This window comes from Collibacillus ludicampi (genome assembly GCF_023705585.1).
Classification (GTDB): domain Bacteria; phylum Bacillota; class Bacilli; order Tumebacillales; family BOQE01; genus Collibacillus; species Collibacillus ludicampi.
Window position 1 is genome coordinate 1,516,733 of the sequence record NZ_BOQE01000001.1, and the last position, 25,753, is coordinate 1,542,485.

The 25,753-nt window shown below is 46.3% G+C and carries 43 protein-coding genes; 40 read left to right on the top strand and 3 right to left on the bottom strand.

The annotated features are described in order from the left end of the window. Nucleotides 1–21: 21 nt before the first annotated feature. Complete coding sequence (locus DNHGIG_RS07475; protein ID WP_282199081.1) at nucleotides 22–783, bottom strand: hypothetical protein; 762 nt, start codon at nucleotides 781–783, stop codon at nucleotides 22–24. Between the two features lie 148 nt (nucleotides 784–931). Continuing rightward, nucleotides 932–1,333 (bottom strand): helix-turn-helix domain-containing protein, encoded by a 402-nt coding sequence (locus DNHGIG_RS07480; RefSeq protein WP_282199082.1) that lies wholly within the window; start codon nucleotides 1,331–1,333, stop codon nucleotides 932–934. Between the two features lie 165 nt (nucleotides 1,334–1,498). Between DNHGIG_RS07480 and DNHGIG_RS07485 the strand changes: the two genes are divergently transcribed. The 27 genes from DNHGIG_RS07485 to DNHGIG_RS07610 all read left to right on the top strand — a co-directional run bounded on the left by DNHGIG_RS07485 (nucleotide 1,499) and on the right by DNHGIG_RS07610 (nucleotide 14,306). Continuing rightward, the gene (locus DNHGIG_RS07485; protein ID WP_282199083.1) at nucleotides 1,499–1,756 is read left to right on the top strand and encodes a helix-turn-helix domain-containing protein; all 258 of its coding nucleotides are present in this window, start codon (nucleotides 1,499–1,501) and stop codon (nucleotides 1,754–1,756) included. A 21-nt stretch (nucleotides 1,757–1,777) separates the two neighbouring features. Next, nucleotides 1,778–2,047: a hypothetical protein gene (locus DNHGIG_RS07490; RefSeq protein ID WP_282199084.1), complete on the top strand. Its 270-nt coding sequence runs from the start codon at nucleotides 1,778–1,780 to the stop codon at nucleotides 2,045–2,047. Then, entirely contained in the window at nucleotides 1,995–2,141 is a 147-nt protein-coding gene (locus DNHGIG_RS20955) for a helix-turn-helix domain-containing protein (RefSeq protein ID WP_369414751.1), read from the top strand. Before DNHGIG_RS07490 ends, DNHGIG_RS20955 begins: the two co-directional genes overlap by 53 nt. A gap of 12 nt (nucleotides 2,142–2,153) precedes the next feature. Further along, nucleotides 2,154–2,339 carry a hypothetical protein gene (locus DNHGIG_RS07495; protein ID WP_282199085.1) on the top strand — a complete coding sequence of 62 codons (186 nt, stop codon included), beginning with the start codon at nucleotides 2,154–2,156 and terminating at the stop codon, nucleotides 2,337–2,339. A gap of 221 nt (nucleotides 2,340–2,560) precedes the next feature. After that, nucleotides 2,561–2,845, top strand: coding sequence for a helix-turn-helix domain-containing protein (locus DNHGIG_RS07500; RefSeq protein ID WP_282199086.1), 285 nt, complete (start codon nucleotides 2,561–2,563; stop codon nucleotides 2,843–2,845). 23 nt (nucleotides 2,846–2,868) lie between these two features. After that, a complete protein-coding gene (locus tag DNHGIG_RS07505; RefSeq protein ID WP_282199087.1) occupies nucleotides 2,869–3,033 on the top strand; it encodes a hypothetical protein in 165 nt (54 codons plus the stop codon). Nucleotides 3,034–3,070: 37 nt separating this feature from the next. Beyond that, on the top strand, nucleotides 3,071–3,256 hold the full coding sequence (locus DNHGIG_RS07510) for a hypothetical protein (protein ID WP_282199088.1): 186 nt from the start codon (nucleotides 3,071–3,073) through the stop codon (nucleotides 3,254–3,256). 36 nt (nucleotides 3,257–3,292) lie between these two features. Then, entirely contained in the window at nucleotides 3,293–3,823 is a 531-nt protein-coding gene (locus DNHGIG_RS07515; protein ID WP_282199089.1) for a host-nuclease inhibitor Gam family protein, read from the top strand. Beyond that, nucleotides 3,823–4,641 carry a hypothetical protein gene (locus tag DNHGIG_RS07520; RefSeq protein ID WP_282199090.1) on the top strand — a complete coding sequence of 273 codons (819 nt, stop codon included), beginning with the start codon at nucleotides 3,823–3,825 and terminating at the stop codon, nucleotides 4,639–4,641. The genes DNHGIG_RS07515 and DNHGIG_RS07520 overlap by 1 nt, the downstream gene beginning before the upstream one ends. Nucleotides 4,642–4,705: 64 nt before the next feature. Then, nucleotides 4,706–5,038: a VVA0879 family protein gene (locus DNHGIG_RS07525; protein WP_282199091.1), complete on the top strand. Its 333-nt coding sequence runs from the start codon at nucleotides 4,706–4,708 to the stop codon at nucleotides 5,036–5,038. A gap of 160 nt (nucleotides 5,039–5,198) precedes the next feature. After that, on the top strand, nucleotides 5,199–6,140 hold the full coding sequence (locus DNHGIG_RS07530) for a DnaD domain protein (protein ID WP_282199092.1): 942 nt from the start codon (nucleotides 5,199–5,201) through the stop codon (nucleotides 6,138–6,140). Then, nucleotides 6,079–6,846: an ATP-binding protein gene (locus DNHGIG_RS07535; RefSeq protein WP_282201377.1), complete on the top strand. Its 768-nt coding sequence runs from the start codon at nucleotides 6,079–6,081 to the stop codon at nucleotides 6,844–6,846. Before DNHGIG_RS07530 ends, DNHGIG_RS07535 begins: the two co-directional genes overlap by 62 nt. 4 nt (nucleotides 6,847–6,850) lie before the next feature. Continuing rightward, nucleotides 6,851–7,078, top strand: coding sequence for a hypothetical protein (locus DNHGIG_RS07540; RefSeq protein ID WP_282199093.1), 228 nt, complete (start codon nucleotides 6,851–6,853; stop codon nucleotides 7,076–7,078). Beyond that, on the top strand, nucleotides 7,056–7,613 hold the full coding sequence (locus DNHGIG_RS07545; RefSeq protein WP_282199094.1) for a dUTP diphosphatase: 558 nt from the start codon (nucleotides 7,056–7,058) through the stop codon (nucleotides 7,611–7,613). The genes DNHGIG_RS07540 and DNHGIG_RS07545 overlap by 23 nt, the downstream gene beginning before the upstream one ends. After that, nucleotides 7,610–7,771: a hypothetical protein gene (locus DNHGIG_RS07550; protein WP_282199095.1), complete on the top strand. Its 162-nt coding sequence runs from the start codon at nucleotides 7,610–7,612 to the stop codon at nucleotides 7,769–7,771. The genes DNHGIG_RS07545 and DNHGIG_RS07550 overlap by 4 nt, the downstream gene beginning before the upstream one ends. Then, complete coding sequence (locus DNHGIG_RS07555; protein WP_282199096.1) at nucleotides 7,752–8,159, top strand: hypothetical protein; 408 nt, start codon at nucleotides 7,752–7,754, stop codon at nucleotides 8,157–8,159. Before DNHGIG_RS07550 ends, DNHGIG_RS07555 begins: the two co-directional genes overlap by 20 nt. Further along, nucleotides 8,156–8,362 (top strand): hypothetical protein, encoded by a 207-nt coding sequence (locus tag DNHGIG_RS07560; RefSeq protein WP_282199097.1) that lies wholly within the window; start codon nucleotides 8,156–8,158, stop codon nucleotides 8,360–8,362. The genes DNHGIG_RS07555 and DNHGIG_RS07560 overlap by 4 nt, the downstream gene beginning before the upstream one ends. Further along, nucleotides 8,349–8,531, top strand: a complete 183-nt coding sequence (locus DNHGIG_RS07565; RefSeq protein WP_282199098.1) for an FmdB family zinc ribbon protein — start codon at nucleotides 8,349–8,351, stop codon at nucleotides 8,529–8,531. The genes DNHGIG_RS07560 and DNHGIG_RS07565 overlap by 14 nt, the downstream gene beginning before the upstream one ends. Continuing rightward, nucleotides 8,528–9,061, top strand: a complete 534-nt coding sequence (locus DNHGIG_RS07570) for a DNA adenine methylase (RefSeq protein WP_282199099.1) — start codon at nucleotides 8,528–8,530, stop codon at nucleotides 9,059–9,061. Before DNHGIG_RS07565 ends, DNHGIG_RS07570 begins: the two co-directional genes overlap by 4 nt. A gap of 289 nt (nucleotides 9,062–9,350) precedes the next feature. Next, complete coding sequence (locus DNHGIG_RS07575; protein ID WP_282199100.1) at nucleotides 9,351–9,881, top strand: Holliday junction resolvase RecU; 531 nt, start codon at nucleotides 9,351–9,353, stop codon at nucleotides 9,879–9,881. Beyond that, nucleotides 9,878–10,258, top strand: coding sequence for an ead/Ea22-like family protein (locus DNHGIG_RS07580; RefSeq protein WP_282199101.1), 381 nt, complete (start codon nucleotides 9,878–9,880; stop codon nucleotides 10,256–10,258). The genes DNHGIG_RS07575 and DNHGIG_RS07580 overlap by 4 nt, the downstream gene beginning before the upstream one ends. Further along, a complete protein-coding gene (locus DNHGIG_RS07585) occupies nucleotides 10,255–10,605 on the top strand; it encodes a BC1872 family protein (protein ID WP_282199102.1) in 351 nt (116 codons plus the stop codon). Before DNHGIG_RS07580 ends, DNHGIG_RS07585 begins: the two co-directional genes overlap by 4 nt. A gap of 19 nt (nucleotides 10,606–10,624) precedes the next feature. After that, a complete protein-coding gene (locus DNHGIG_RS07590; RefSeq protein WP_282199103.1) occupies nucleotides 10,625–10,753 on the top strand; it encodes a hypothetical protein in 129 nt (42 codons plus the stop codon). A gap of 44 nt (nucleotides 10,754–10,797) precedes the next feature. After that, nucleotides 10,798–11,433 (top strand): DUF1492 domain-containing protein, encoded by a 636-nt coding sequence (locus DNHGIG_RS07595; protein ID WP_282199104.1) that lies wholly within the window; start codon nucleotides 10,798–10,800, stop codon nucleotides 11,431–11,433. 90 nt (nucleotides 11,434–11,523) lie between these two features. Further along, nucleotides 11,524–11,856 (top strand): nucleotide pyrophosphohydrolase, encoded by a 333-nt coding sequence (locus tag DNHGIG_RS07600; RefSeq protein WP_282199105.1) that lies wholly within the window; start codon nucleotides 11,524–11,526, stop codon nucleotides 11,854–11,856. Between the two features lie 81 nt (nucleotides 11,857–11,937). After that, nucleotides 11,938–12,777 carry an HNH endonuclease gene (locus DNHGIG_RS07605; RefSeq protein WP_282199106.1) on the top strand — a complete coding sequence of 280 codons (840 nt, stop codon included), beginning with the start codon at nucleotides 11,938–11,940 and terminating at the stop codon, nucleotides 12,775–12,777. A 998-nt stretch (nucleotides 12,778–13,775) separates the two neighbouring features. Beyond that, nucleotides 13,776–14,306: a hypothetical protein gene (locus tag DNHGIG_RS07610; RefSeq protein WP_282199107.1), complete on the top strand. Its 531-nt coding sequence runs from the start codon at nucleotides 13,776–13,778 to the stop codon at nucleotides 14,304–14,306. Nucleotides 14,307–14,376: 70 nt separating this feature from the next. Here the strand turns inward: DNHGIG_RS07610 and DNHGIG_RS07615 are convergent, their stop codons facing one another. Continuing rightward, the gene (locus tag DNHGIG_RS07615) at nucleotides 14,377–14,859 is read right to left on the bottom strand and encodes a hypothetical protein (RefSeq protein WP_282199108.1); all 483 of its coding nucleotides are present in this window, start codon (nucleotides 14,857–14,859) and stop codon (nucleotides 14,377–14,379) included. A gap of 94 nt (nucleotides 14,860–14,953) precedes the next feature. Between DNHGIG_RS07615 and DNHGIG_RS07620 the strand changes: the two genes are divergently transcribed. The 13 genes from DNHGIG_RS07620 to DNHGIG_RS07675 are packed head-to-tail and all read left to right on the top strand — an operon-like array spanning nucleotide 14,954 to nucleotide 25,753. Then, complete coding sequence (locus DNHGIG_RS07620) at nucleotides 14,954–15,793, top strand: phage terminase small subunit-related protein (RefSeq protein ID WP_282199109.1); 840 nt, start codon at nucleotides 14,954–14,956, stop codon at nucleotides 15,791–15,793. A 22-nt stretch (nucleotides 15,794–15,815) separates the two neighbouring features. Then, the gene (locus DNHGIG_RS07625; protein WP_282201378.1) at nucleotides 15,816–17,201 is read left to right on the top strand and encodes a PBSX family phage terminase large subunit; all 1,386 of its coding nucleotides are present in this window, start codon (nucleotides 15,816–15,818) and stop codon (nucleotides 17,199–17,201) included. Between the two features lie 15 nt (nucleotides 17,202–17,216). After that, nucleotides 17,217–18,572 carry a phage portal protein family protein gene (locus tag DNHGIG_RS07630; RefSeq protein ID WP_282199110.1) on the top strand — a complete coding sequence of 452 codons (1,356 nt, stop codon included), beginning with the start codon at nucleotides 17,217–17,219 and terminating at the stop codon, nucleotides 18,570–18,572. Continuing rightward, nucleotides 18,569–19,366 (top strand): minor capsid protein, encoded by a 798-nt coding sequence (locus DNHGIG_RS07635; protein WP_282199111.1) that lies wholly within the window; start codon nucleotides 18,569–18,571, stop codon nucleotides 19,364–19,366. The genes DNHGIG_RS07630 and DNHGIG_RS07635 overlap by 4 nt, the downstream gene beginning before the upstream one ends. 12 nt (nucleotides 19,367–19,378) lie before the next feature. Next, nucleotides 19,379–20,413: a phage protease gene (locus DNHGIG_RS07640; protein ID WP_282199112.1), complete on the top strand. Its 1,035-nt coding sequence runs from the start codon at nucleotides 19,379–19,381 to the stop codon at nucleotides 20,411–20,413. A gap of 3 nt (nucleotides 20,414–20,416) precedes the next feature. Further along, nucleotides 20,417–21,016, top strand: a complete 600-nt coding sequence (locus DNHGIG_RS07645) for a hypothetical protein (RefSeq protein ID WP_282199113.1) — start codon at nucleotides 20,417–20,419, stop codon at nucleotides 21,014–21,016. Between the two features lie 22 nt (nucleotides 21,017–21,038). After that, the gene (locus DNHGIG_RS07650) at nucleotides 21,039–22,058 is read left to right on the top strand and encodes a major capsid protein (protein ID WP_282199114.1); all 1,020 of its coding nucleotides are present in this window, start codon (nucleotides 21,039–21,041) and stop codon (nucleotides 22,056–22,058) included. An 11-nt stretch (nucleotides 22,059–22,069) separates the two neighbouring features. Then, a complete protein-coding gene (locus DNHGIG_RS07655) occupies nucleotides 22,070–22,534 on the top strand; it encodes a phage protein Gp36 family protein (protein ID WP_282199115.1) in 465 nt (154 codons plus the stop codon). Next, entirely contained in the window at nucleotides 22,531–23,184 is a 654-nt protein-coding gene (locus DNHGIG_RS07660; RefSeq protein ID WP_282199116.1) for a phage virion morphogenesis family protein, read from the top strand. Before DNHGIG_RS07655 ends, DNHGIG_RS07660 begins: the two co-directional genes overlap by 4 nt. Then, nucleotides 23,184–23,672: a hypothetical protein gene (locus DNHGIG_RS07665; RefSeq protein WP_282199117.1), complete on the top strand. Its 489-nt coding sequence runs from the start codon at nucleotides 23,184–23,186 to the stop codon at nucleotides 23,670–23,672. The genes DNHGIG_RS07660 and DNHGIG_RS07665 overlap by 1 nt, the downstream gene beginning before the upstream one ends. 17 nt (nucleotides 23,673–23,689) lie before the next feature. Next, the gene (locus DNHGIG_RS07670) at nucleotides 23,690–25,090 is read left to right on the top strand and encodes a phage tail sheath subtilisin-like domain-containing protein (protein ID WP_282199118.1); all 1,401 of its coding nucleotides are present in this window, start codon (nucleotides 23,690–23,692) and stop codon (nucleotides 25,088–25,090) included. Continuing rightward, nucleotides 25,087–25,326 (top strand): 4Fe-4S dicluster domain-containing protein, encoded by a 240-nt coding sequence (locus tag DNHGIG_RS20960; RefSeq protein ID WP_369414690.1) that lies wholly within the window; start codon nucleotides 25,087–25,089, stop codon nucleotides 25,324–25,326. The genes DNHGIG_RS07670 and DNHGIG_RS20960 overlap by 4 nt, the downstream gene beginning before the upstream one ends. Beyond that, nucleotides 25,313–25,753, top strand: coding sequence for a hypothetical protein (locus DNHGIG_RS07675; RefSeq protein ID WP_282199119.1), 441 nt, complete (start codon nucleotides 25,313–25,315; stop codon nucleotides 25,751–25,753). The genes DNHGIG_RS20960 and DNHGIG_RS07675 overlap by 14 nt, the downstream gene beginning before the upstream one ends.

The following is a 25,753-nucleotide window of genomic DNA, read 5'->3' on the forward strand; positions in this document are numbered from 1 at the left end:
TTTCCTTACCCCTTTTCAAATTTATTTCCCTGAATCGTTCGCATTAGAAACACCAAACATAATTCCTATGTCTTTCGAACTAGATAAGGTATATTTCAAACCATTTCTTACAGTTGATTTATCAACATTGCTAAGATCTGCACCTTTAGTAATCCCTAGGTCTTTAAGGATTTGACCACGTTCTTCTGGCGGGAGACTTGGATTAGTTGCGGCAATTAATGCTCCCATTCCACCGAGAATATCTAAGCCTGATTTTAAGGTCCCATCCCCCTGGCCTAGAAGCATAACATCACGTATACTACCGTCTTTTTTGTTGATTGATCCGACCAATCCCAAATGATCATTGAGCATATATTTGAAAGAGTTTTGAACAGGACCTTCATCAATTTCTAATGAGTTTATTCGAAAACTTGCTCCAAAAGCTTGAGCTTGTTGGTTGAATGATACCTTAAATTGTTCCGGATTCATTCCAATGGAATATGCAGTTTTTTCAGCATCATTTTTCTCGTTTTGAGTGGATTTGTCTTTGATATCTTTTGTCTCGGAATTGGGACCCGCTGCCTGCTGAGATGGGGAAGAAGTTGACTCAACAGCAGTGGAGCTCGAAGAGGGTATAATGAACCAACCGATGGCAGCGATGACAAGTCCGCCGATGATCGCACTCTTACTGTTTGCCTTGTCTTGTTCATTTTTGGGTTTAATCACCGCCATGATAGAGCCAATACTCCCAAGGACTCCAAAAATCAAAAGAACAATTCCTATTACCCATCTAAACGTATGCATTTTCCTTACCCCTTTTAATTATTTTTGTTTTTTAAATAATTCACTTATTGAATCGACATGATTCGACACCTCCTTAAATATGACAAAAACGACAACCATCGTGTTAATTGGTGTCGTTTTCTTGGTGGAGAATTGATATATTTTATTTTTATTCCCCCTGCTTCTGCCCAGGCTTTCGATGTTTCTCAAGCTCCCAAATAATACGCAGGCTTTTCATCATGTCCCTCTTTTGCTCCTCAGGTGCACGGGAGAAGTCATAGAAGAAAGTACCCTCGAGGTTGTTTTTGACCCATTCGAGGAATTCGCGTTCTTCTGGAGGAATTGGATCCTGGACGGTTTCTTTATCAGGATCCGTTCGACCGGTTAGGAGGTAGTCAGTTGTCACTTCGAGCAGGTTGGCCAGCTTAGCCAGGTTATCAGCGTCTGGCTCATATACATCTGATTCCCACTTTGAAACAGTTGTGTTATCAATACCTAACTTACGAGCCACGTCGAGCTGTGTGAGCTTCTTTTCTTTTCTCTTCACTTTTATCCGCTGACCAAGTGACAATATTCTCACCTCAAAATTTTGCTAAATCATCAAATAAAAGATAACACGAGAAAGAGGAAGCAGGAAATGAATTTGAGCAAATAGCAAAATGTTGGTTGACATTTGATCAAACATCAAATAATATATGGGTAGAAAGTTGAGTATTCATCAAAGGTGGTGATGGAATTGAAGTATGAACGGTTAAGACTGCTTAGGATCAGCAGAAATATCTCGCTTCAAGATATGGCGGATGCCTTAGGCTTAAAGACAGCAGGCGGTTATTTACGGATAGAGAGCGGTGAAAACAAACTAAAAGCAGAACATTTACCGATTATCGCGAAAAAATTTGAAGTGTCTTTAGAGGAGTTGATCGCATTTCTTTTTGAAGATCAACTTGATGAATGCTCAACTTCATCTAACGAACAAGCCGTTACATCGGCGTAGGGGGTGAGGGGAGAGATCTCCATGAACATTCATCAATCGCTTCTGTTGGCTGATCTCAATAAGCAGGTGCTGTATGTGGCCGTAGATTTAGCAAGTAATCCGAATTACTCGAAGGAGGACTCGATTGCCGAGCTGGCTAAGATCGCGGAATACATCAGTGAGAATGAGAGGGGGATTGAGTATGACACCAACAATTGTATCGCCGGAGAATCTTCCGCTGTCACTAACGATAAACGATGTGGCGAGGGTCTTGGGGATTTCGAGAGGGAGTGCTTACGAGCTAGCCCGTAGAACAGATTTTCCGAAACTCAGGGTGGGCCGGCGGATCGTCATTCCACGCGACGCTTTTTTGAATTGGATGAATAACCAATGTTACGTGGGATAGGGGGTGAGTGATTTGGTTACGAAAAGGGTGTTTGAAGTATCCGGCGATCAACTTGATAGATTAACTCAAATCGCAGTTGAGCATTCGCGTCTGGCCGCTGAGTACGGCCGCAAGGATACATCTGTTGAGAGGCGGGAAGAAATCATCATTCGAATCAAAGAGCTTCGTGCGGAACGCGCCAGTTTATTGCAGAACTAGAAGGGCGGCTCGGTGGGAGGGCATTGACAGAGGCTGGTCCCGCTCGCCGGGTGGTGGCCGACGAGCGGCAGTGTGAGGGGATCAATTCAAGAGGAGATCTGTAAGAAGGGATTTTGAATCGAGGGGTTTGTTTAGAGGAGACATCTTGATAATAACAGCGAAAATCATCACAAAATAGCCCCTTAGGTGTGAGAAATACGCACAAAAAGGGGGTGAAAAAGGTGAGCTCGCAAGAGATCGGTGCGCTTTTGCGCATGTGTCGTGAAAGAAAAGGGTTCAGCCAAAGTGCAATTGCAAGTCAACTTTATATCAACCGTTCGACAGTTTCTCGGATAGAAAATGGTCACGAAATTCCATCCATCGATCTAGTGATGAGGTGGGCAGAAATAACAGATTCACGAGAGTTCATAGCTATGGCTCTCGTAGGAAATGAAGCGTGGAAACGAATGATCGCTTTCGAAACAGTCTTCACTCAAATGAAAGCAATGTTCACAAGCATCGCATAAATGCAAGGGGGATAGAGAGGTACATGGTGAGATTGGAAACTGTGGAGGAAATCCAAAGACATATCATGCAGCTGGAGGAGTTTTTGCGGACTCCGAACTTGCCTTACGACATCGCACAAGATGCGCGTGCTGAGCTTTCCGATTATAAGGTTCAACTCTATCGCATGATTCGGGGATTGGCCTCATGAACGCTGCAGAAGCAGTTGGCTATTACGAGAAGCAAATATGCGAATGGTGTTCATTTCGACAGGCAGAACGCTTTATCGAATGCGTAACGTGTCCGATCGAGCGGTGGAAACAGGAGATTATCGCGGAAGAAGCGAGGTTATCAATGCAAAAACGATGGCCCGATGGGCGAACATCGGGCCAATGGGGATCACTACCTTAGTAGATAGTTCATCCCCATTGTAACACGGATAAATCTATCAAACAATGGAGGGTTTAAATATGAGCGTGCTAGAAAACCAGCTTGATACACATGAGGCTCGTGAGAATTTCGTGGTTGATACCAAGGAGAAGGCCGTTTGGGCTTTGCGTAAACTGGCCAAAATCCGCCGGGAGATGGCTGAGAATCAAGCCATCGCGGAGGAAGAAATCCGGAAGTTCCAAGTATGGCTGGAAGACGTCAACGGGGCTCTTCAAAAAGACGCGGAATACTTTGAGGGATTGCTCCAAGCGTATCATCGCATGGTACTTGAAGAGAACCCGAAAGCCAAGAGCATTAAATTACCATATGGAACATTGAAGGCCCGAATTCAAGAGCCGGAATATATCCGGGACGAAGAAAAGCTTCTGACTTGGACAAAAGCGAATCGGCCAGAATCGATCAAGGTCAAGGAGAGCGTCGATTGGTCATCGTTAAAGAAAACGATTATTTCAACAGCAAACGGAGTAGCGATCGACGAGAACGGACAAGTCGTAGAGGGTGTCACGGTCGTAGAACGCGGTATCAAATTCTCAGTGGAGGTGGCTGAGTAATGGTGATGCCGGTGAAAGTGATCGAAGGTCAGCAGCAAACAGCGAATGCTTTGACTCTCATCGAGAACATAAATATCTCGACGATTCAATCTACCATGGACAAAATCGCCCAATTTCAAGGGGTTGTGAAAAAAACCCTCAAGGAAGGGCACGACTACGGCGTTATTCCTGGGACGCATAAGCCAACGATGTTGAAACCGGGCGCTGAGAAAATCCTTATGCTGATGGGTCTGACAAGTGAATACGAGATCTTGGATAAAGTACAGGACTATGATGGCGGTTTTTTTGCCTTCACGGTCCGTTGCAAGCTCAGCAGAAACGGAATGCTCATCACAGAGGGTGTCGGGCACGCCAACACACGAGAAAAAAGGTACGTTTCTCACAAAGAAGGCAAGGAACCTCCGGACCCGTACACACTTGCCAACACAGTCCTGAAGATGTCGAAGAAGAGGGCGTTGGTGGATGCGGCCCTTACGGTCGCAAGTTTGTCGGATGTCTTCACCCAAGATGTCGAAGACATGGAAATCGAATATGAGCAGCCGCAGCAACATAGGCCGCAACGTCAATCATCGGCATCAACCGGGAACGTATCTGAGGCTCAGATTCGATACATTCACAAGCTCAAGAACGACAAGAAGATCAGTGATGAGGATTTCAAACGGATCGTCGCCGAACTGGCCGAAGGGAAAACAAGCACCAAGGATCTCACAAAGAAAGAAGCAAGCGAGATCATCAATTTCTTAAATAACTATCCGGTTCAGCAGGAACAGCATGAACAGCAAACAATCGAAATCGACGATAGCGATTTACCATTCTGATACGGGCGGCTCGTCCGCCCTATGAATTGAAACGACTAGATTATTGATGAAGGAGGCTATCTTCATGATTAAACAAACCGTTGAGGAATGGCGTGAAGAAGCTATGAAACGATTCGGGAAAAATATTCGGGATTGGAAATTCAAATGTCCAGCTTGTGGTCATATTAGCTCTGTTCAAGACTTTATTGATGCAGAGGGAGAAGCAAATGAAGCTTATGTGAATTGTATTGGACGTGTCAATGGTAAAGGCTCGGATGGAATGAAAGGTAGGGACGAAGGTTACGGATGCAATTGGGCCGCTTATGGACTTTTTGGCACTTTAGGCAAAGGAAGAATAGTTGTAACCGATGACGGTGATGAAGTAGAAGTTTTTGATTTTGCCGAGGAGGCTGTTTAAATCCTTTTGTACGAAACTAATGGGGGAATGAACGTGAATGACCGTGTAATGATAGCCGCCGGCGTCCGGATCGGCGGAGAGTGGAAGAAAGTCGTGTTCGTGAAGAAGTGATTGTGAACCTATTATCTAGCAGATTATTTGCACGAAAGGAGGGATTCCCTTGGACAAGCCATCACTTGAAGCCCTGTTAGATCAGCTTGAGGATATTGGTGGACTCGAACTGTTCGGGCCTGAGGGCCTAGCCCTGCTTTTGGCGCTGTGGCGCAAAAGTATGAAATTGGCCTGGGCTAGAACATTCGTGATGACCAATACCGAACTGATCTACAAAGCGGGTTTTAAGAACCGGGAATCCCTTAATAAGTGCCGCCATAAATTGACGCAGGCGGGACTCATACACTATAAACCTCCAGCAAGAGGAAAAGCAGATGGTACATACACCTTAGAGTTCGACCTCATATCTGCGATACAGAAACGAGTTGTCAAGGAACCTGTCAGCCAGACTGACAACTCTCCTGACAACATCAAAGTGGTCAAGGAAGTTGTCAGCCACACTGACAACTTTGCCGACAACTTCCCTGACAGGTTTGCCGACAACTTTGCCGACAACTCTCCTGACAACTTCCCTGACACTATAGAAAGAAAGAAGGAAGGAATGCAGGAAGGATGGATAGACGCGCGCGCGTGTATACAAAACCCCTGGGATACGCTTAAACAAGAATTCGAACAAATGTTCCGTGTCACCATGAAGCAGCATCACTATGACATGGTCAATAGCTACATCGATGACGGTATGGACATCGAGGTCATTCTCCTAGCGCTTGAGGATGCTCGCAACAATGCAGCTGAGTATCCCAAATATCTCTGGACCGTTTTGAACAATTGGATCGACAGGGGGATACGTACAATCGACGACTACAGGCGACATATGCAGGCCCAGTCGGAAATAGCAGCCGGGAAAGAACAGGTTTCACCTGCCAAACAGGGAGGGAGACAAAATGCAAGGAATTCAAGCCATTCTCCAACGACTTCGCGAAAAAACAATGTCGTGTCCATCACCGGGAATCAAGTCGGTTGGATCGGGCGACCCGCAGAGGATATATGACTGCGAGGTTTGCAAAGACCAAGGGGGACTTCTTGTTCGCGGGGATGATGGACGTGAATATTGGCGTTTGTGCGGATGCCTGGAACGAAAAAAAGCACAGCGCTTGATGAGATCCTCGCAAATGACCGACGAGCTTCGTAGTCTCGGATTCCGAAACTTCGCAACGGAAGGACGGCCGTTATGCGTCAAATCTGCATACGAATGCGCTCGGGATTACCTGAAGCGATTTGAGGAGATCCGCGCTACAAGGAGAAACAGCATTGCGCTTCTTGGTGTTCCAGGAACGGGGAAAACTCATCTTCTCGTTGCAATTGCAAACAACTTGATCGCAAAAGGCGTCTCTGTACTGTACTTTCCGCACGTCGAGGGGTTCGGGGACATCAAAGACAACCTTGACCTCATGGAGGAAAAGCTTCAGGTCATGAAATCGGTCGATGTCCTTCTGTGGGATGACCTTTACAAAGGCCGCAAAGAGCCGACTCCCTTTCAACTGGAGTGCATCTTCAACGTGATCAACTACCGGTACCTGAACAATAAGCCGATCATGGTGTCATCAGAGAAGGACGTGGATGAATTGGTCGCTATCGACGAGGGGATCGGAAGCCGGATTTACGAGATGTGTAAGGATTACACGGTGATTATGCAGCTTACAGACTTAGAAAGAGTGAACGGCCAGGAACTCAATTACCGATTGCAAGGAGCGTGAGATTATGGGCGCGGTTGTTTCTACGCTGACACCTCAAAAGTCGCTGCAACTCAAGTTGATAATCGCGTTTAGCATGCTTCAATGCGGACGGACGATGCAGTTGGATATCATCGAGTATGCTCTTGGGGAGAGAAAGAACATCACGGATCTGAGTGCTGACGAGTCGAGAAGGGTACTAAACGAGTTGATGGGAGGGGAGGTTGAAATTGATGAACCTACAGAAGCTGTTTGAAGCACAACGCAAACTGGACGAGCACATCATCCGCGAAAAGGGACTTGAGGGGCAGGATTTGTTGCCGCAAAAGATATTGGCTCTGCAAGTGGAACTCGGGGAATTGGCCAATTGTTGGAGAGGTTTCAAGTTTTGGAGCAATGATCGGGAGCCGAGGACTAGGGAAACTATAAACCAAAATAAGTTCGGGAAATATGGATGTTCACTCGAGTTTAGAAACCCGCTCCTCGAAGAGTACGTCGATTGCCTGCATTTTACGTTGTCGATTGGAATTGAGCTTCATGTGCCGGATTTATACGAGATAGAAATCATACACATGGAATCAGATACAAGCAAAAACATAACCGAGCATTTTATCTACACTTTGGACAAAGCGAGGATGGATTTTCCATTTGTAACAGCCGGTGACTGGTTCGAATTCACAAGATTATTCCTCGGGCTTGGCGAAATGCTCGGTTTCACCTGGGAGCAGATCGAGGAAGGTTACTTCCGCAAGAATGCTATCAATCACGAGAGACAGGAGAGAGGATATTGATGAACCTGTTCACGCAAAAGTTGATCGCTGATATTTGCGATGCGGATTTGCGAGTGCGTAGTCGAGTAGCACGAAAATATTCTCTTGTGATCCGAGTTCAAGATTTGCAGAAATTGTTGAGAGAGGAGAAACGGGCGGATGAGAGCGAGCGTGAGTAAATACAAACATGGCTTACCACGCTTCGGTGCAGCGGGTCAAACATACGTGAGCGAGTGTACGGTTCGGAAATTGACGGACGAGGAGCGTGAACGGCTGGACAAGCTCCTGGGGCCGCCAAAAAAGCCTCTGACAAAGTCAAAGATCAAGGAATCAACTAAGCCGGTGGCTCCGCAGTTTGTAGATGAGAACAAGTTAGAGTTGCCAGACACCGTGTATGTTGCACAATTCGAGAATCGAAGAACGCAAGTCTACCATCTCTATCAGGACTGTGGAAGCGGAAAGAGCGCGGAACCACGGGAACTAAGAGAGGCAAAGGGTATCGGGTTAAGGCTCTGTGCGTTCTGCAAAATCCGATATGCGAGGGAGAGAAGGGAGGGGGCCAAATGAAGCAGAGCGCATATAGAAAGCCGGTTGACGTAGAAGAGTTGGGATGGCTTACAACGTTCCCTTTTCCCCAGCGAGAGACGGCAAAGATGGTGGCCGATGGACTGCGAGGGAGATATCAAGAAGTTCGGATTGAGCCAGAGCAAACAGGTTTTGTTGTCAAGTATCGTGGGCCGAGGGGGAGAGGAAAGAATGCAAGGTCTTGAGATGCATCTGTACTGTTGCGAAGATTGCAACGTTTTGTTCGGGGTAGAAACAGCTTTTGAAGACCAATCTGTGATTGTTTGTCCAGTTTGTCAGTCTGATGAAAACTTGCTGGATGGTGGTACTGGATCGGTAGAAATCACACGTCAACCGGGGGTGTGGGATGAATGAGCCATGTAAGAATCAGATCTCCTCTCTTGTGGTATGGCGGCAAATGCAAACTAGCTCAGATAATTATAAACCTTATTCCACAACATCGGTGTTATGTTGAACCATTTGCTGGAGGAGCGCATGTTCTGACCCAAAAGCCACCGGCAGAATTCGAGGTATACAATGACATCGATGGAGAAGTTGTAAATTTTCTGCTTGAACTGAGGAAAGATCCGGACCGAATGGCAGCCGCATTAGAAACATTGCCATACAGCCGAGCACTTTATGAACGATGGAAATGGGAAGAGTGGCCGGCAGAACCCTTTGAAAGAGCGGTTCGATGGTTTTATATCAATCGATCAGCTGTTGCAGCAGGAAATAATCATCGTTCTGGATGGCGCCATGGTAACACAAGAAACCCGGCTAAAGATTTTCATACGAGCATATCTCTTCTCAAAGCATTTGCTGAGCGTTTCAAATATGTACAAATCGAATGCCGAGATTTTCGTGAGGTCATCCAAGTCTACGATTCACCATATACAGTATTCTAAGTGGATCCGCCGTACGTGGGAAACGAGAACCGCTATAAGGGAGGATTCAAGAAAACAGATCACATTGAATTGGCGGATCTTCTTGAAACGATCAAAGGGAAAGCTTTTCGTATTACGAACATGATATGATCAATCAATTATATAAAGGATGGCGTCGTATAGAGATTGATTCATTTACAAGTTCACAAGTGGTTAAAAAAGGAACATGTCGTCCAAAGAGAACTGAATTACTCTTTATGAACTATGAAGATAATCAATTGACCATATTCGACGCGGAGGTGAATGCTAGGTGACACATGCCAACCGGGGAATGGGATTCGAGGCGCTCATCAACATGACAAACGATATCTATAACCGGCGCGGGCTGGCGCTGATAACAAAGCGTCCCACACCTATGAAAGTCATATCTCACACGAAAGTTCGAGGACATCACATAGCGGTGTTTGAGAAGCAAAGCACGGTTGATTACACAGGTGTTTACCGAGGCCGGGCGATTGAGTTCGAGGCAAAGTCCACACATTCGCTGACCGCTTGGCCGATAAAGGACATTCACGAGCACCAGGTGGAGCACTTGCGGAAAGTCGATCAGCATGGTGGGATCGCATTTGTACTCGTCGAGTTCGTGAAGCAACATGCCGTTTATCTACTGACAGTGAAGCACCTGTTGTATGCGTGGACAGCGGCGCAAACGGGAGGAAGAAAAAGCATACCGCTTGATGAGTTTGATCGGTTGTGCCTGCAAGTGGGGTCAGGACGCGGGGTGCCGGTTGATTATCTTGCGGCAGTTGACCAGCTGATAGCGGAGGTGGAAAGTGCGTGAACAAAGAGCAACTGCAAGCGATTCGTGAGCGAGTGAACCGCGCGACGCCGGGGCCGTGGTCTATTCACCGCGAGGACGTTGGAGACGATGTAGTTTTTTACGTACCGACGATGATTAAATCTGAGAAACGGACAATTGTTGACAGTGATGGAGGGTTAATCTCGTGGAGCGAACCTTGTACATCCGAGCAAGTGGAAGCAGACGCCGAATTCATCGCCCACGCCAGAGAAGATGTGCCGGCGCTTCTGAATGAGGTGGAGCGATTGGAGGAAGAAAACAGACGCTTCAGGGAAGCGTTGGAGGAGATATCAAAGGAGGATAGCCTTTATTTCGCTGTTAAAGCCCGCCAAGCACTCAAAGGTGGTGACTCAAAATGAACTGGTCAGAAATGAGCAATCGCGAACGGGATGCGTTGGTGGCCTTATACGTGGAGAACTGGACGGAGGAAGAGGTCGAACTTGCGCTTAGCGCATGGGAATCTGGTGTACCTAGTTGCGGTCATAGAGATTTGCCTGAATATACCACAAACATAGCCGATGCATGGAGAGTCGTAGAATCACTCAAAGAACGTGGCTACAACGTGGCTGTAGACATTCGGGAAGACGGCGTATGGTGTTACGTCTGGAAAAGAGAATGCGTTGGAAATTTATATAGCGCCAAAGAATCAACCGCGCCAGAGGCGATCGCGAAGGCGGCGTTGAGAGCGTGTGGAGTGGAGGTGTGAGGAATGCGAGGTGAGATGAATGAGCTGGAAAGAATACTATGAAGCTTGCTCTATCTGCGGCAAGGAAGGCGACTGGGTGTATATAGATGAAGACGGATCGCCAATTTGTGATGAATGTAATGACGAAGAAAGTAAAGAGAGGGCTTAGTCCCTCTTTTAGGCGTTTCTAATTAAGACAAGGGGGAGAGAGACATGGAACAGTTGGCTTTCGTGGAGGTGCTTCCAAAGATGACCTATGAGCAAGTAGAGAAACAAGTGGTTGCTATGTTGAAGCGGTATCCGAAGTTAACTGCACTCATTCGATCCGCGGAACGGAAAGCACAAGGGATTGGGTTGGTCACTTCGATCCGTGTTCCGCAAGCAAAGATCGAGCATCTTGCAACCGTTGGCCGCGCATACACAACCGATGTCAAGGAACACATTCATGTCCAGAAAGCTGAGACGCTGTTCCATGCGATCCGGGGGGATGATGAGGAGGACGAGAAGGCTCTGGATGAAATCCGAGGACTTATGATCGGTACACGTCCTTTTGGGGTCGAGGCGAGTGTGGACGTGGAGGGGCATGTTACTACGGATGAGATCGCTATGCGGAGATGGAGAGTAGAAGCCGAACGCTTGAAATCAGAAAAAGAAGCAATTGAGCAGGCGTTGGAGGAGTTGAGGTCGTATGCGCCTCATTTGGAGCAGCTGTTGCGGATGCGGTACATCGAGAAGAGAAGTGTATTTGAAGTTGCACGGAAGCTCGGTATTTCAGAGCGAACTCATGACTATTGGAAGCGAGAGGCCATCTGCGAGTTTGCAATGCTTTCAGGGATCACAGAAGGGTGATCCTTTTCAAATATTAGTTTTTAATAGTGCTATTATACGTGTAGGAATATGTTTCTTTTCTCGAAGACAAGAATAAGGAGGCGAATGAAGATGAATCTTCTAATGAAAGAAGTGATTAAATTTAGAGATGATCGTAATTGGAAGCAATTTCACAATCCTAAAGATCTTGCAATATCATTAACCTTGGAAGCTAGTGAACTGCTGGAGAATTTTCAGTGGAGAAGCAGTGAAGAAGCTATAAAGGAAAATTATCAAAATTTGAAGGATGAGCTTGCAGATGTTGCTATTTATACTCTCCTATTAGCTCATGAGTTAGATATTGATATTGAGCAAGCCATACTCGATAAACTTAAAAAGAATGCTGAGAAATATCCGATTGAGAAAGCGTATGGCTCTAATAAAAAATATAACGAATTAGAGTGAAAAATTTATAAACTTATTTTACTTTGCTGCTGGAAATACGAAAAGCAATCGAAGATATTCAAGCTACAATGGGGTGATTGAATGTCATTTAATCACGGACTTAAGCGTGGAGAAGTAATCACCAATGAAAAACTCATGAGGATCTTTAAATGTGGTATATCCGGAGGGATGCGACGTTCAAACGAAACAAATACTCTAGTCTTAATTTCAGATCATACTAAATCATTATATGACGATCGATGGGATGGGGAGATTATCCATTATACCGGAATGGGGAAGATAGGGGATCAAAGCCTAACTTTTATGCAAAACAAAACTCTTTACGAATCAAATGAAAATGGGATAGAAGTTTATTTCTTTGAAGTCTTTGAACCCAATAATTATATATTCTGGGGACAGGTTAAACTCCATGGGGAACCTTATCAGGAATACCAGCTTGATGAAGAAGGAAATAAGCGAAAGGTGTGGATTTTCCCTCTTGAATTTGTGAATGACACGTCTATAAACGCTTTACCGGAATCAGTAATAAAAAATGGACATGAGCAAAACGAGAAGAAAGTAAGAAAGTTGGACGATAAAGAACTTTTAAAGAGAGCAAGCCTTCCAAAGTCTAAAGCTGGAATCAGGAAGATAATTTCTCAAACCTATGATAGGGATCCATTTGTTTCTGAGTATGCAAAGAGAAGAGCAAGAGGCTATTGTCAATTATGTGAAAAGCCTGCTCCTTTTACGGACAAAAAAGGACAACCTTATTTAGAAACACACCATATTGTTTGGTTATCAAAAGGTGGACCAGATACAATTGAAAATACGGTCGCTCTCTGTCCTAATTGTCATAGAAAGATGCATTCACTTAATTTGGATGAAGATATCGAGAAGTTAATGAAAAAGGCAAATGAATACATAAAAGTGGATTTATAATTTCTGAATACTAAAAAGATAAAAATCTGAAATATAAGATTGGAAAAATCGGTTCATTGCGCTTCTGTTGCGGTTTCATTGCGGTAACTTTGCGGTTTTTAGCAATCTTGACATGCTAGTATGGTATTGTAGCGAATGGTACAACAGCAACGAGGAAGTAGGCGGAATCTTTCTATACCATCGCAATTTCTCCATCACTTTTTTGCCGATTTTTGGCCGTCTGGAAACAGGCGGTCTTTTTATGAATAAAAAAGAGCCACCTGATTGGTGGCATATGAAAATGGAAGGGGTCAAGTGCAAGCATTAAATAGTATCTCTAATCTACAGAAAAATATACTAGAGTAAATCGCGTTTTTGACAAAAGAGGTGATCAACTATGAAAAAATACGGTGTTATCTTAACCAACAACTACAAACCAGTAGACCTTTTGCGTTTTGAAACGGAAAAAGAAGCAGAAAAAGTATATGAGGAGCACAAATAGCATGGGTATGGCGTCGTGAAGGTCAATATCGAAAAGGCGTATGAGCCGATTGTCATGAGGGTTCCTGAACCATAATAGAACAAAAATGCGTCAGGTTCATCTTGGCGTCGGGATTGCAAGATATCCGACACTCCCCTCACGGAGCGAAGGAATAAAACAAACTCCTAGCGAGAATATCCCACTAGGAGAAACGGCGAAATTTACCCGGCGTGCGGAGAGCGGCCCTGCTATTCGAGCAGGACAATATACTCTATGTAAAAGGATGTGTTCATATTCTTCAGAGTGAGTATCAAAGAAGACAGAAAAGAAACTCCTAGCGAGGGCACAACGCTAGGAGTTAGGGTAAAGAAATGCAAGTAGATGGAGAATATACTCTCATTTTGAGGGGGATAATAAATTTTATGCAGAAGAATTAGTTCCTGTTTGATACAAGCAACTATTGGTGTGTCGGAATTTGACGAAAAGTGTTTGTAGGAAATTGTATCCTCTTGCCGAATTTTGAGGTGGGAGGGATAAAATGAGCTTTGATAATACAATTTTGGCAGCAATAATTGGCTTCATAGGATCTATTATTGGGGGAGCAATAACGTTATTGGGAGTAAGGATAACTTTACAGAAACAGGATGAAGATCATTTCATGAGCACGTTTATGCGAAAAATGATAGCGATTGAAAGAGTTAAAGACATTCTTGAAGAATTTCGCGAATATGATTGTCCAGAGAATGAGGGAGAAGAGCTATGGCAGATAGTTTTGGCAAAAGCGGATTTTTTTGCTGAAGCAGAACGGAGAATAAATTATGAAATTGGCGGGATTACTGCATACGAATTATTGGAATATACTTCTTTTCTAAGTTATTCAAGTACACTTGAATTTGAAAAATGGTTAAACACTGATTTTTGGCCAAGGATTTCTGGAAGGGATCATATACTGGAACAACAATTATCAAAAATTATATCTGCCATAGATATTATCATTGATCGAATAGATAAAGAGAAAACATTACTGAAAAATAAATATAAAAAAATAATCAAAAAACGTGGATTATAAGAGCACCTTCGGGTGCTTTTTCTTTTGAAAAAAGAACCATCGATAACAGATGGTTGTGGAAGTTAAGCAATTAATTCTTTTTTGTTATCTCATTGTTTTCCCTTTCGACCAGTATTTCTTTAATAACAAGGTATCTTTTTCGCAAAATAGCCCTTATCATAATAAGTATGAGACTTACTAATATATAGCTAACAATAAGATATAAGATAGTTGGAAAGAAAGCTTCAGAAATACCATTTTTTAAATCTTGAATCATGCTTATTAAAAAAGACCTAATTTTCGCTTTGTCGTCTGTCAAATTATTTGCTTGGCTGATAATAGCAATTATCAAAGAGAATATAGAGGTAAGTATTAGTGTAATAAAGGGAATAAGAATGCTACCGAACGAGAAGTTGGTTGCTTTTGGGAATTCATCAAAAAAAATATCGCTTATTTCGTAACTAATAGATAGTAATTTTAATTCTTCTAGAGAGTATTTCTCATAATGTTTTCTTAACTTCTTGTTTGACTTTAACATCTTTGATTCAAAAAAAGTTAATACTTTATAAATCATAGTGAACACCTCCTTGTCATTGATATATTCGTCCGAAAACAAGCTTTTTCCTTCGCAAAATCAACACAAACAAACCGGAGGTGGGTGAGATGTAGTGGCACGAGCAAGGAGTCCTGATCGTGATAAAGCATTTGAACTCTGGAAAGCAAGCGGCGGGACGATGAAACTAAAAGAGATCGCTGATGAGCTTGGCGTATCGGAGGGGACTGTCCGCGGATGGAAAGCTAAGGATGTGTGGGATTCTCAATTATATGAAACGCTCCAATTGGAACGGAGCGCTCCGAACGAAGCGGAACGTTCCGGATCGGTGCTACAAAGTGAGAAGAGTATTTCGTGGCTCGAGATCGAGACGGAATATGTGACCGATATCCGCAAAAAGCCTTGTACTTTGAAAGAACTCTCAACAAAGTATGGGGTTCCCTTCGACACAATCAAGAAGTATGCCGCTGAGAACGATTGGACGGGGAAGAGGCACAAACACCGCACTTCCGTGGCACAAAAAACCGCCGAAAAAACAGCAGAAATTATAAGTGACGACATCGCCAAAGCGACTGCTCGTCATTTTTTATTGTCCTCGAAGTTGCTGGACGTGATTGAACGGGCGCTTGCGGATCCCAACGAGTTCTATCGTATCGTTGAGAAACTTCGTACCGGTTATGGCCCGGGAGAGTTCGATGAGAAGATCGTTACTGAAGTGGTTGATGCGTTGAACGATTCCAAGCTACTGAATGTTGTCAACGCTTTAGAGAAAGTGCAAAAAATGCAGCGGCAAACCCTGGGTATCCTCGATGAAAAAGATAGGCAGAAACTTGATATCGAGATGTACAAGATTATGCCTCAGGAGGAGGATGAGGAAACTGAGGATGATGGTTTCCTAGAGGCCTTGAAGGGCAATGCAAAGGAGGTATGGAAGCATGATACCTCTGAGGAATGAACAGGCTTTTCACGAGCGCTTCATGCGGCTGAAAAACTGGAAGCCAAGAGATCCCGGCAAAGCTTCAGCAAAGCTGAAAGTTGCACCTTTCAAGTTCAAGCCGTTTTCTCATAAGCAAAAGCAAGTCCTGACCTGGTGGATCCCCGGTGTGAGTCCACACGCCAATAAAAATGCCATCATCTGTGATGGATCGGTGCGTGCCGGGAAAACGGTCGTCATGTCTCAGTCCTTTGTCATGTGGGCCATGGAGATGTTCAGTGACGAGAACTTCGGCATGGCGGGGAAGACGATTGGCGCCCTTCGACGGAACGTGATCGGGCCGCTGAAACGGATGCTCAAGGCGAGAAAATACAAGGTCAGGGATCATCGGGCTGATAACTACCTGACCATAACGAAAAACGGTAGGAGTAATTATTTCTACCTCTTCGGAGGTAAGGATGAAAGCTCACAGGATCTTATTCAGGGGATCACGTTGGCCGGTATGTTCTTTGATGAAGTGGCGCTCATGCCCAAGTCCTTTGTCGATCAGGCCACTGCGCGTTGTTCGGTCAAGGGGGCAAAGTTCTGGTTCAACTGTAACCCGGCGGGACCGTATCACTGGTTCAAAACGGAATGGCTTGATCAGTTGGAGCGCAAGAATGCGTTGAACTTACACTTCACCATGCGGGATAACCTCTCGTTGGATGAGGAAACCATCAAGCGCTATGAGAATATGTACTCCGGCGTGTTCTACAAGCGCTATATTTTGGGCCTCTGGGTACTTGCAGAGGGTGTGATCTATGACATGTTCAATGAGGAGCTCCATAAAATCCCGGCTTCCCAATTGCCTGATCGCTTTGAGAGATACTATGTCGGCGTTGACTACGGCCATACAAATGCGACGGTATTTCTTCTCATCGGGGAATTGCATGGGAAGCTCTATGTGGTTAAGGAGTATTACCACTCCGGAGGAGCCTCTTCGGGGGAAGAAGAAGCGACGGAAATGAGTAAATCACCGTCCGAGTACGCAGAAGACTTCATCGAATTCATCAAAGGGTATACCATCAGTCGGATTCTGATCGATCCAGCGGCCAAAGGGTTCATTACAGAACTCAAAAAGAGAGGGATCCGCAACATCGTGGCGGCGGATAATGATGTACTACCGGGCATTTCGGCGGTAGCTGTAGCGCTTACGGAGAACATCCTCAAGGTTTCAAGTGCCTGCGTGAACACGCTGCGAGAGTTTGGAAGTTACGTGTGGGATATCAAAGCCCAAGAACGCGGAGAGGACAAACCAATCAAAAAGTTCGATCACTGCATGGATGCTTTGCGATACGTTGTGTACATGTTGTTAGGCAAGAACAAACAGAAAACCTTCGGTCGTGTCGTGGGTACCACTGCGGCCGATCGGATTGGCGCTTTGACGTAAAGGGGGTGAAGAGGCTTGGGAGACAACGAAATAAAACAAGCCAAAGGACGTGTTGTCGGGCAGATCGGAAGTCAGCTCTATACCACGTTCTTTTTGTTTGACAATGCGATCAGTAACCCCGATTGGTACCGCGTCTATGATTACGAGCAAATGGTACTCACGGACGAAACGATTGCTGCCGGGTTAGACTTCATGATCATGTCGGTGTTGAATAAGCTCGATCGATACGTAAACGAGACGGATAAAAAGCTGGAGATCTTCGTGAATGATGCCTTAGAGCAGATGCAAGATTCCCTTCCGCTTTATGTCCGAGACATCTTGTCTGCCCTGTGGGCAGGATACAGCGCGACCGAGATCGTTTGGAAAACTTCCGGGGCGTACATTTTGCCGGAATATCTCGCTACGTATCATCCGAGGACAATTCTATTCAATGTAGATCGAGAGACAGGCCGATTACTCAAAGATGGGGTGACCCAATTCCGTTGGTTCGCGGGTTCACCTGTAATAATCCCAACCGAGAAAGTGATTATCTACACGCACAACAAGAAATTCGGGAACCCGTATGGAGAAAGTCAGTTGAAGCGAATACGCAAGAATTGGGTGCTGAAAGATCCGCTTTTGAAAATGTGGATTAACGCCATGGACAAATACGGAACCCCGCTCCTGGCCGCGTTGATCAATGACCCGGATGCCGAGTTCCCGGATCCGGAAAATCCCGAGCAATTGATCAGTAACCTAGTGTACTCTGCTCGCCTGCTCTCTAATGTGCAAAATGGTACGGGAATTGTCCTTGCTCATGGGGAAGCCGGAGAGAAGCCGACAGACATCAAAGCGTTGGCCGGCGGGGGGCAAGGGATGGCTGAAGGCTTTTTCAACACGGTCACGTATCTCAACAAGATGATGCTGCGCGGCCTACTCGTACCGTCACTGATTTTCGATGAGGGACAGCGTTCCGGTTCCTATGCGCTTGGGCAGGCTCATTTCGACATCTACCAGATGATGCTCGATAGCATCTATAAGCAGTTAACAGAAGCCCTGCTTGAACAGTTCATAAGGCGCATGATCGAACTGAATTTTGGTCCTCAGAAAGACTACGGTTCGTTTCCAGAGAAGGAAATGAACGAAACAGATCGCAAGTTGTTGTCCGATATCTTTTTTCAGATGACTAATGCGGGATATCTTGACCCGACGACGCAAGAGGATTTCGATCATGTAAGAGAAAGCATGGGGATTCCTCCCCGAAAAGTAGAATCACCTCCGGATCCGAGTCAAGCCGCTAAGCTAATGGGGAGATATAACCACTATGTTCGTTGGGAAGGGAATCAACCCGATGAATCACAAAATATGCTGCCGGAGAATGGGCCAGTATGAACAAATGGGAGAGGCAAGTCACACGTTATCTCAATGACTCTGAACATCAACTGTTGGTCGAGTACGATCGATGGCTTAAAGCCGCATTCTCTCATATCCCACTGGGGGCGAATGAACATGCGATCCATGGATTTCATCTCACGCATCATCAACGCTTATCGTCGATTTTGTTTAAGCATTCGGCGGCTGTTTTTACGGCTGGTCAAGCCCATGGTGAAGAGGATTGCCAGGCCGTCCTCAAAAAGAAAAAACGGAGACTCGCGAAATACCCAGGAATCGATTTGGAACAAGCAGATGACGACGATTCATTTACTCCGCATGACGCGATTAAAGTATTGCAGCAAAGATCGATTGTACTTGCAGGAGAAGTGGAGAACGATATCACTTCCGGTATCAAGGAGATTTTGCTGAGGCATTTGGCCGGATTACCCCGGCAACGGGCGGAGGAACAGATAGCGGAGCTGCTGGAACATAACATGAACCGGGCCAGCTTAATCGTGACGACAGAGACGACGTATGCGTATAATCGCGGTCGTCTTTTTTCGTATCGCGAGTATGGAGCGGATTATGTTCGGTATATGGCCATCATGGATGCTCGAACTTGCCAGATTTGCGGGAGCCGAAACGGCAAGATCCTGTCTATGGATGATTTGGGTTCCAATATTCCACCTGTTCATGGCCGCTGCCGTTGCGTGCTATCACCGGTTTTCAGTGATGTGCAACCCGATCTGATCTCGAAGCAGGCTCTCGATTGGTCATCTGTAAAGCCTTTGCCAAAGGGATGGGTAAGTTAGGAGGTGTGAGATTTGCTGAAGATACCTGTCGGACGTCTCGGGGAATGGATTCATCCTCGATACGGTCGGATCAAGATGACACAACAGATGTTTAGTGAGATGATCGATAACTTTAAAAAGCAAACGATCGGCCGCGATCCCTTCATACGAATTGGTCACGACAAAGCAGATGACCCCACCTTCGGAAGCGCGAAGGCAGAGGGATGGATTAAGGAACTCGTCCAAGAAGGGGAGTTCTTATTTGCACTAGCTGAACCCACTAATGACGAAGTGGCCAAGATGGTTCAGACCAAGCAGTACCGATATGCAAGTCCAGAGTATCAAGAAAACTATCGAGATAAAGAAACCGGCTCGTTAAAAGGGGCAGTGCTTGAAGCACTCGCACTTACAAACGAGCCTTTTCTTACGCGCTTACCGGAAGCGCGTGTACTGGCGGATCCGCCAGATACATTTTATCTCGATTTTGAGGAGGTAGGTTATATGGAAAAAGAGATTCTGGAACAGGTCAAACAAACGAATAGTTTGCTCAGTAGCTTTACTGCCAAACTTTCTGAGTGGTTTGGCAGAAAGGAGGGCAAAGACAGAGAGTCTGAGGATGGGAACCCTGGTAAGGGAAGCGACGAAGGCAAAAAACTGGCTGAGTACGAAGCTCGTATGAAGCAACTGGAAGAGGAAAACCGACAAATTAAACGGGCACAACGAGAAGCGGAGATTGATCGAAAACTCTCTGAGTATACTGCCAAAGGGATTCCGCCGGCCATTCTTCAGCAAGTGCGTCCCATTTTACTTGCAGATACCGGGACAGAAGTCATTAAACTGGCGGATGGAAAGTCATTGACTCAATCGGATCAAATCTTTGCTATGTTGGATGCCTTCCCAGAAGAATCTCGCGTCAAGTTGGGGCAAGTTGGTACGCAGGTAGAACCGCCGGAACCAGACAGCCCGGAAGCTGTCAAAAAACTGGCTGACGAGGATATGAAGGCGCTCGGTTTTACCGTTACTTCTGATGGCAAATACGTGTTGTCTGACACGAGAAAGGAGGCCTAATTCATGGTCTATGTTGACAACTTTAATCCCAATGTCCCCGGCATGACCGAGGGAAGAACATTTGCTGACAAGCAAATCCATGTACATCCATCACGTCATACAATCCCTATAACGATCGCCCCGAACACGGGGGATTTGGACAAAGGAACCATTCTTGGTGTGAGTACAGCCGATGGTCTTTACCGTCCCGTTATTCGTACGACGGTAAAAGCGACACAGCCTGGGAATCCGCAGGTGATAAACGTGTCTCCCGATACCGGAATCAAGTTTTCTGTCGGACAAACCGTTTCTGTTATGCGTTCGGATGGGAGCGGGGTGCAACAGCTTGGAACCATTCAGGCTATCAACGGTGATGCGATCACGGTGCAAACCAGTCTTCAAGCGGCACTCAATGATGGAGATTACCTATACGTTGCTGATGGTAGCCAAAAAGCGCTCGTTGTTCTGGTTTATCCCGTTATGGATTCCACGCAACCGAAGATTGCTCAAGCGGATCTCGGGGGTGTCTACTGGAAAGATCAACTTGTCGGCTTAGATCCGATTGCTATTCGCGACCTGGGTGCCCGGGAAATTCCCGATAACATTCTGGTAATCCCGGTATAACAGTAAAAGGAGGCGATGAAGAATGCCATTTGCGCTTAATTTTCCGACTACGCAAGAGATCACACATATCGTTCGAAACGTGATTGTTGACCCCACGAAGTTTATCGGTAACGAGTTTGCGCCGGTTGTGGGTGTGTACTCTGAAAAAGTAGAGGTTGATGTCATCGAAGCGGTGCAGGGGATGACTTCCGCGCATAGTTTAAATGCGGATCCGAGCATCGTGACTCTTCCAGGTCAAAGCACACGAACCTATGCAACTGCATATTGGAAAGAAACATACCGGATGAATGAAGAGGAGCTGCTGTTTGCACGTCGTGAAGGCACGTACAATCAGCGTGCCGGGCGTGACCGGGTGATCCGCCGAGCGATGGAAATGAACACGCGTCTTGAAACGCGGATTGAATGGCTCCGTTGGCAGATGCTTGTGAATGGAAAGATTCAAGTTAATGAGAATAATGTCAAGTTTACGGTTCCTGCGAACATTCCGAATACTAATATGCCGAGCTTTGACTGGACGGATCCAAGCCATAACATCATTGGAGACATTGAAAACATGTTGGAACTGTTCTTGGGGACGGGTGCCAAACCTAAAAAGGCATATTTCAACTACGGAGCAGCCAAATTGATGGCTCAAAATGAGGGGATTCGTGATCTCTTGAAGCAAAGTATTTTTGCTACGACGCTTTCCCCGAGGAATATCACGAAAGCATTGCCCCTTCTGTTCCCGGAACTGGAGTTTGAACTCTATGCAGAAGGGTACGGCGATGGAAAAGGGAACTTTGTACCGTTCATCCCATCCAACAAGTTTATCATTCGAGGCGAGGGTATGCCTGGAGAAGTCCCGATGGACTTTGCTTCAACCATTACCCTCCATAACGGTGGCTTAGATCAGCCTCAACCTGGGAAATTCTCGTTTATTGAGGACGAAAGTCAAAGGAAAAACCCGCACGTGGATATCACGGTGGGAATATACGGATTGCCCCGTATTTTCCACCCGAATTGGTTTGTATCCGCGACGATTGCGCCGACAACAAATATCTAGGGGTGAGGCTTGTGTATTGCTCGCCTCAGGATGTTTTAAGTACGCATGAACTGTTGAACAGCGAAGATTTCAGTGATGAGATGGTTGAGCAGTTCATCCGAGATGCCCAAACGATGATCGATAGTGTTTTAAAAGAGCAGTACGTCGTACCTCTGCAGGATCCCGTACCTGACATCATACGGGTCATCTGCAAGTACAAGGCGGCTGCTCTTTTGCTTACGCTTCATTTTAGCGGGGTGAACTATCGTGAGGACACCCCGCTGTCCGTTCATTATGAGCGATTAGCTGATCGGCAACTCGAGCGTGTTATTGAGAAGGATTTGCTGAACGGGGAGCCCGGTGTCACTCGACAGCAACCGCCTGTGCGTGAATCTCGTCCGAGAATGGCCAGTACGACACCTAATAAAAGTGCAGTACAGAGGGCTTTGCATCAATTTGATCGCGCATCACGCGATCCTTGGGGGCTGATTCCATGAAGGTCTATATCCGAGCTGAAGCTTCCGGCCCCGGAGTCGAAAACGGAGCGAATGGAATCGAAGCGATCGGTAATGTACTGGCGAGTATGGCGGCACGTGGTGAACGATTACGGCCGATCATGGGGAAGATCGGTACGATTTTGATAGGTTCCGTCCATGAGAACTTTGCAGTCGAAGGACGCCCGAAGTGGAAACCACGTAGCGAAAAAACCATCCGTTCGATGGAGCAAGAAGCGGTTCAGAGATTGAGACAAACGAAAAGGTGGCAGAACGCGAAAAGGACGGCGACTCGAGCGAAATATGAAGATGCCGCTATGGAGAAGGCCCGTGGTAACAAGTTGCTTCAACGTACGGGTGATTTAAGGAAAAGCATTATGTTGGGAAGTGTCACGGATCAATCCGTAGAGATCGGTTCCTCGCTGAAATACGCACGGATTCATCAACTTGGTGGAACCATTCCCCGCATGACCATCAAACCGAAAAACAAAAAGGCGTTACTGATTCCGACCAGTGACGGAGTCATCCTTCGTCGATCGGCCAATGTACCGGAACGAAGAATCCCGGCGCGTCCTTATCTAGGGGTTCAGCCGGAAGATGTTCCGGTTATCGCTGAAGCTGTGCGCTTGTTCGTGATTGGTGGTGAACATTGATGCTGGATGAAATCTTGGATGCGATCATCGCCGCGATGAAGTCCGATCCAAAGCTGAACGAGGTTAAGACCTATCATAAGGTTGAGGGAATGTTAGCCGGGATCTCCACGTCCGTAAGTGTCTGGGTGCCCAAGCAACGGTTTAAGGAATACGATGGCAGTTACGACGAAGTAGACGCGGAAGTGCATATAGGTATTAGCGTTCATGATGCGGATATCGAACGGGGCGAACAGAAAGTAAGAGCATTGGCCGAGGAAATTCGGTTACTGTTGGTTGCGGATCAACGAACCCTCGGAGGCCTGATTGACAACAGTTTCCTGAGTGATTGGGAGTACGCGAGTACGGCCGCTGACAAAGGACTCATGCTTCACTTGGCCGAGGCCATTTGGCAAGTGACCTATTATGCACCGCGATTCCGTATCAATACTGCGGAACCGGTAGACGAGATCGAGTTTGAAGAAGACATTATTTCAGATTCTCTTGAATGAATAAGGGAGGGGATTCCATGCAGGAGCCGCAATATGTGGTGCCCCGGGTGGATATTCTGGAGCAACCATCAGACCCGCATCCCAAAACGACGGTGCAACTCAACCGTATCGGTATCGTTGGCACGTTTAGTTGGGGGCCTGTGAATACTCCTGTACGAGTGTATACAATGAAATCTGCGGAGAGGCTGTTTGGCGGATACAAGCAAGGATTAACCGGTTGGCCGTCCGTTAACGGTGCCTTCCGGCAAGGAAATATGGATATCACGATTGTAAGGAGTGCGGGTCCTTCCGCAAAGAAAGCTTCACTGACTCTGGTGGATGCTTCAAATAATCCATCAGTGGTGGTGACCGGGAAGTATCCCGGAACGAAACCGATTCAAGTCTCCTGGCAAAACGGGACGAGCACAAATACCGGTAAGCTCATCGTCATCGCAGACGGTGTAGCAATGACCTATGACAATCTGACATTGGATACGCTCAATACGGTGAACGATCCGAATGTGGATGTAGCGAAAGCCAATGGAGCTACCGCGTTACCTGTGCCGATCAATGTGACTCCATTAACCGGCGGTGACGATGGGGCACAGACGCAGGATTCGGATTATATAGGCACCGTAGATTCGCAGACCGGCGCAAGAACGGGACTCAAGATCTTTGAGGCAATCCCCGTGAATATTGTGCTTTGCGCACAGCAAACGAGTGCTGCCGTTCAAGCGGCCCTTCTGGCACACGCGGCGAATGCTCCTGTCTCTCAGGGATTAAGAGTCGCGGTGATGTCCATGCCTTCCGGACAAAACGTTGACCAATCGGCATCCAAGATGGCTACCTTGACGGGAATGCGCGGGATTATGGCATACAACTGGGTGGAACCTGAGGAGCTGCCGGGCACATACGTTTCTCCAGATGGTTACTACGCAGGGGTGTTGGCAAGTATCCAGTCCCATTGGAGCCCATCCAATAAAACCGTGCAAGGAATTCTAAGCACGCAATTCCAGCTATCAGATGATGATGTATACGAGGCCACGATGGCTCGAATGAGCCCGATTACGCAGGATATTGACGGAAGCTTTAAGATCCGGAACGGAGTGAATATGTTTGTGATGCCACCTGCCGGAGGGGATGATTGGTCGCAAATCAACGTGCGTCGGGAGTTTGATAAGCTTGAGACCGAAATCTACCTGGGAACGCAATGGGCAAAGTCCAATACTGATCCCAAGTTACCCGATCAGTTAGCAACCTGGATCGATGAGTTGTTGCGCCAACGTAAGGTCGAGACGCAGGAGATCGCAGACTTTAAAGCGACAACAGCTTATCGCGACCCTTCGAATCCACGTCGAGTGGTCACGACGATCCGTGTGAAACCGGATTGGGCTGCCGACTTTATCGATCATGAAATCTCCCAGTGGAACGGTGCGTGATCCACTTGGTAGAGATTCTTGATATCTGCCCCGGGTGCGGAAAATGCGTACGAAAGGGCGTATGCCCTACCGATGCAATAACCATTCAAAAAGGAAAAGCGGTTATTGGACAGGGGTGTATAGACTGTGGTCTGTGCATCCCTGTTTGTCCAATAGGCGTGATTGTAAAAACGGAGCCCGAAGCAAAATCGATCGTTCAAGTAGAAAGAAAGGAGGAAGAACATGCCGCAGAATAGACCGATACAAGGGTATGATGTTTCGGTTAGTGTCATGGGACCGAATGGCCCCGAGCTCGTTGGCGAGTGGCAGGAATGCGACATCAACATTACTAGCGAGACGGAAGAGTATCACGAAACCAATAGCCGATCCCCGATTCTTCTGGATGGTGACATTAAGTTTGACGGTAAGTTGAAGCGTGGGTATTTGAACACAAACATCGTGGCGACAACACTCGGAACGAATACCATCCAACCCGGCGTTGCCATTCCTGCTACGCCGCGATTTACGATAAGTTGCTACATCAACGCGCCTGATAAGGGCCTTGTGGGGCGTTACCGGCTAACAGGTGTGAAATTTGAAAAATTAGCGATCGCCATCAAGGCGGGTAAAACCGTTGTCGATAACGATCTCAGCTTCAAAGCTGAAGGTATCATTGAAGATTAA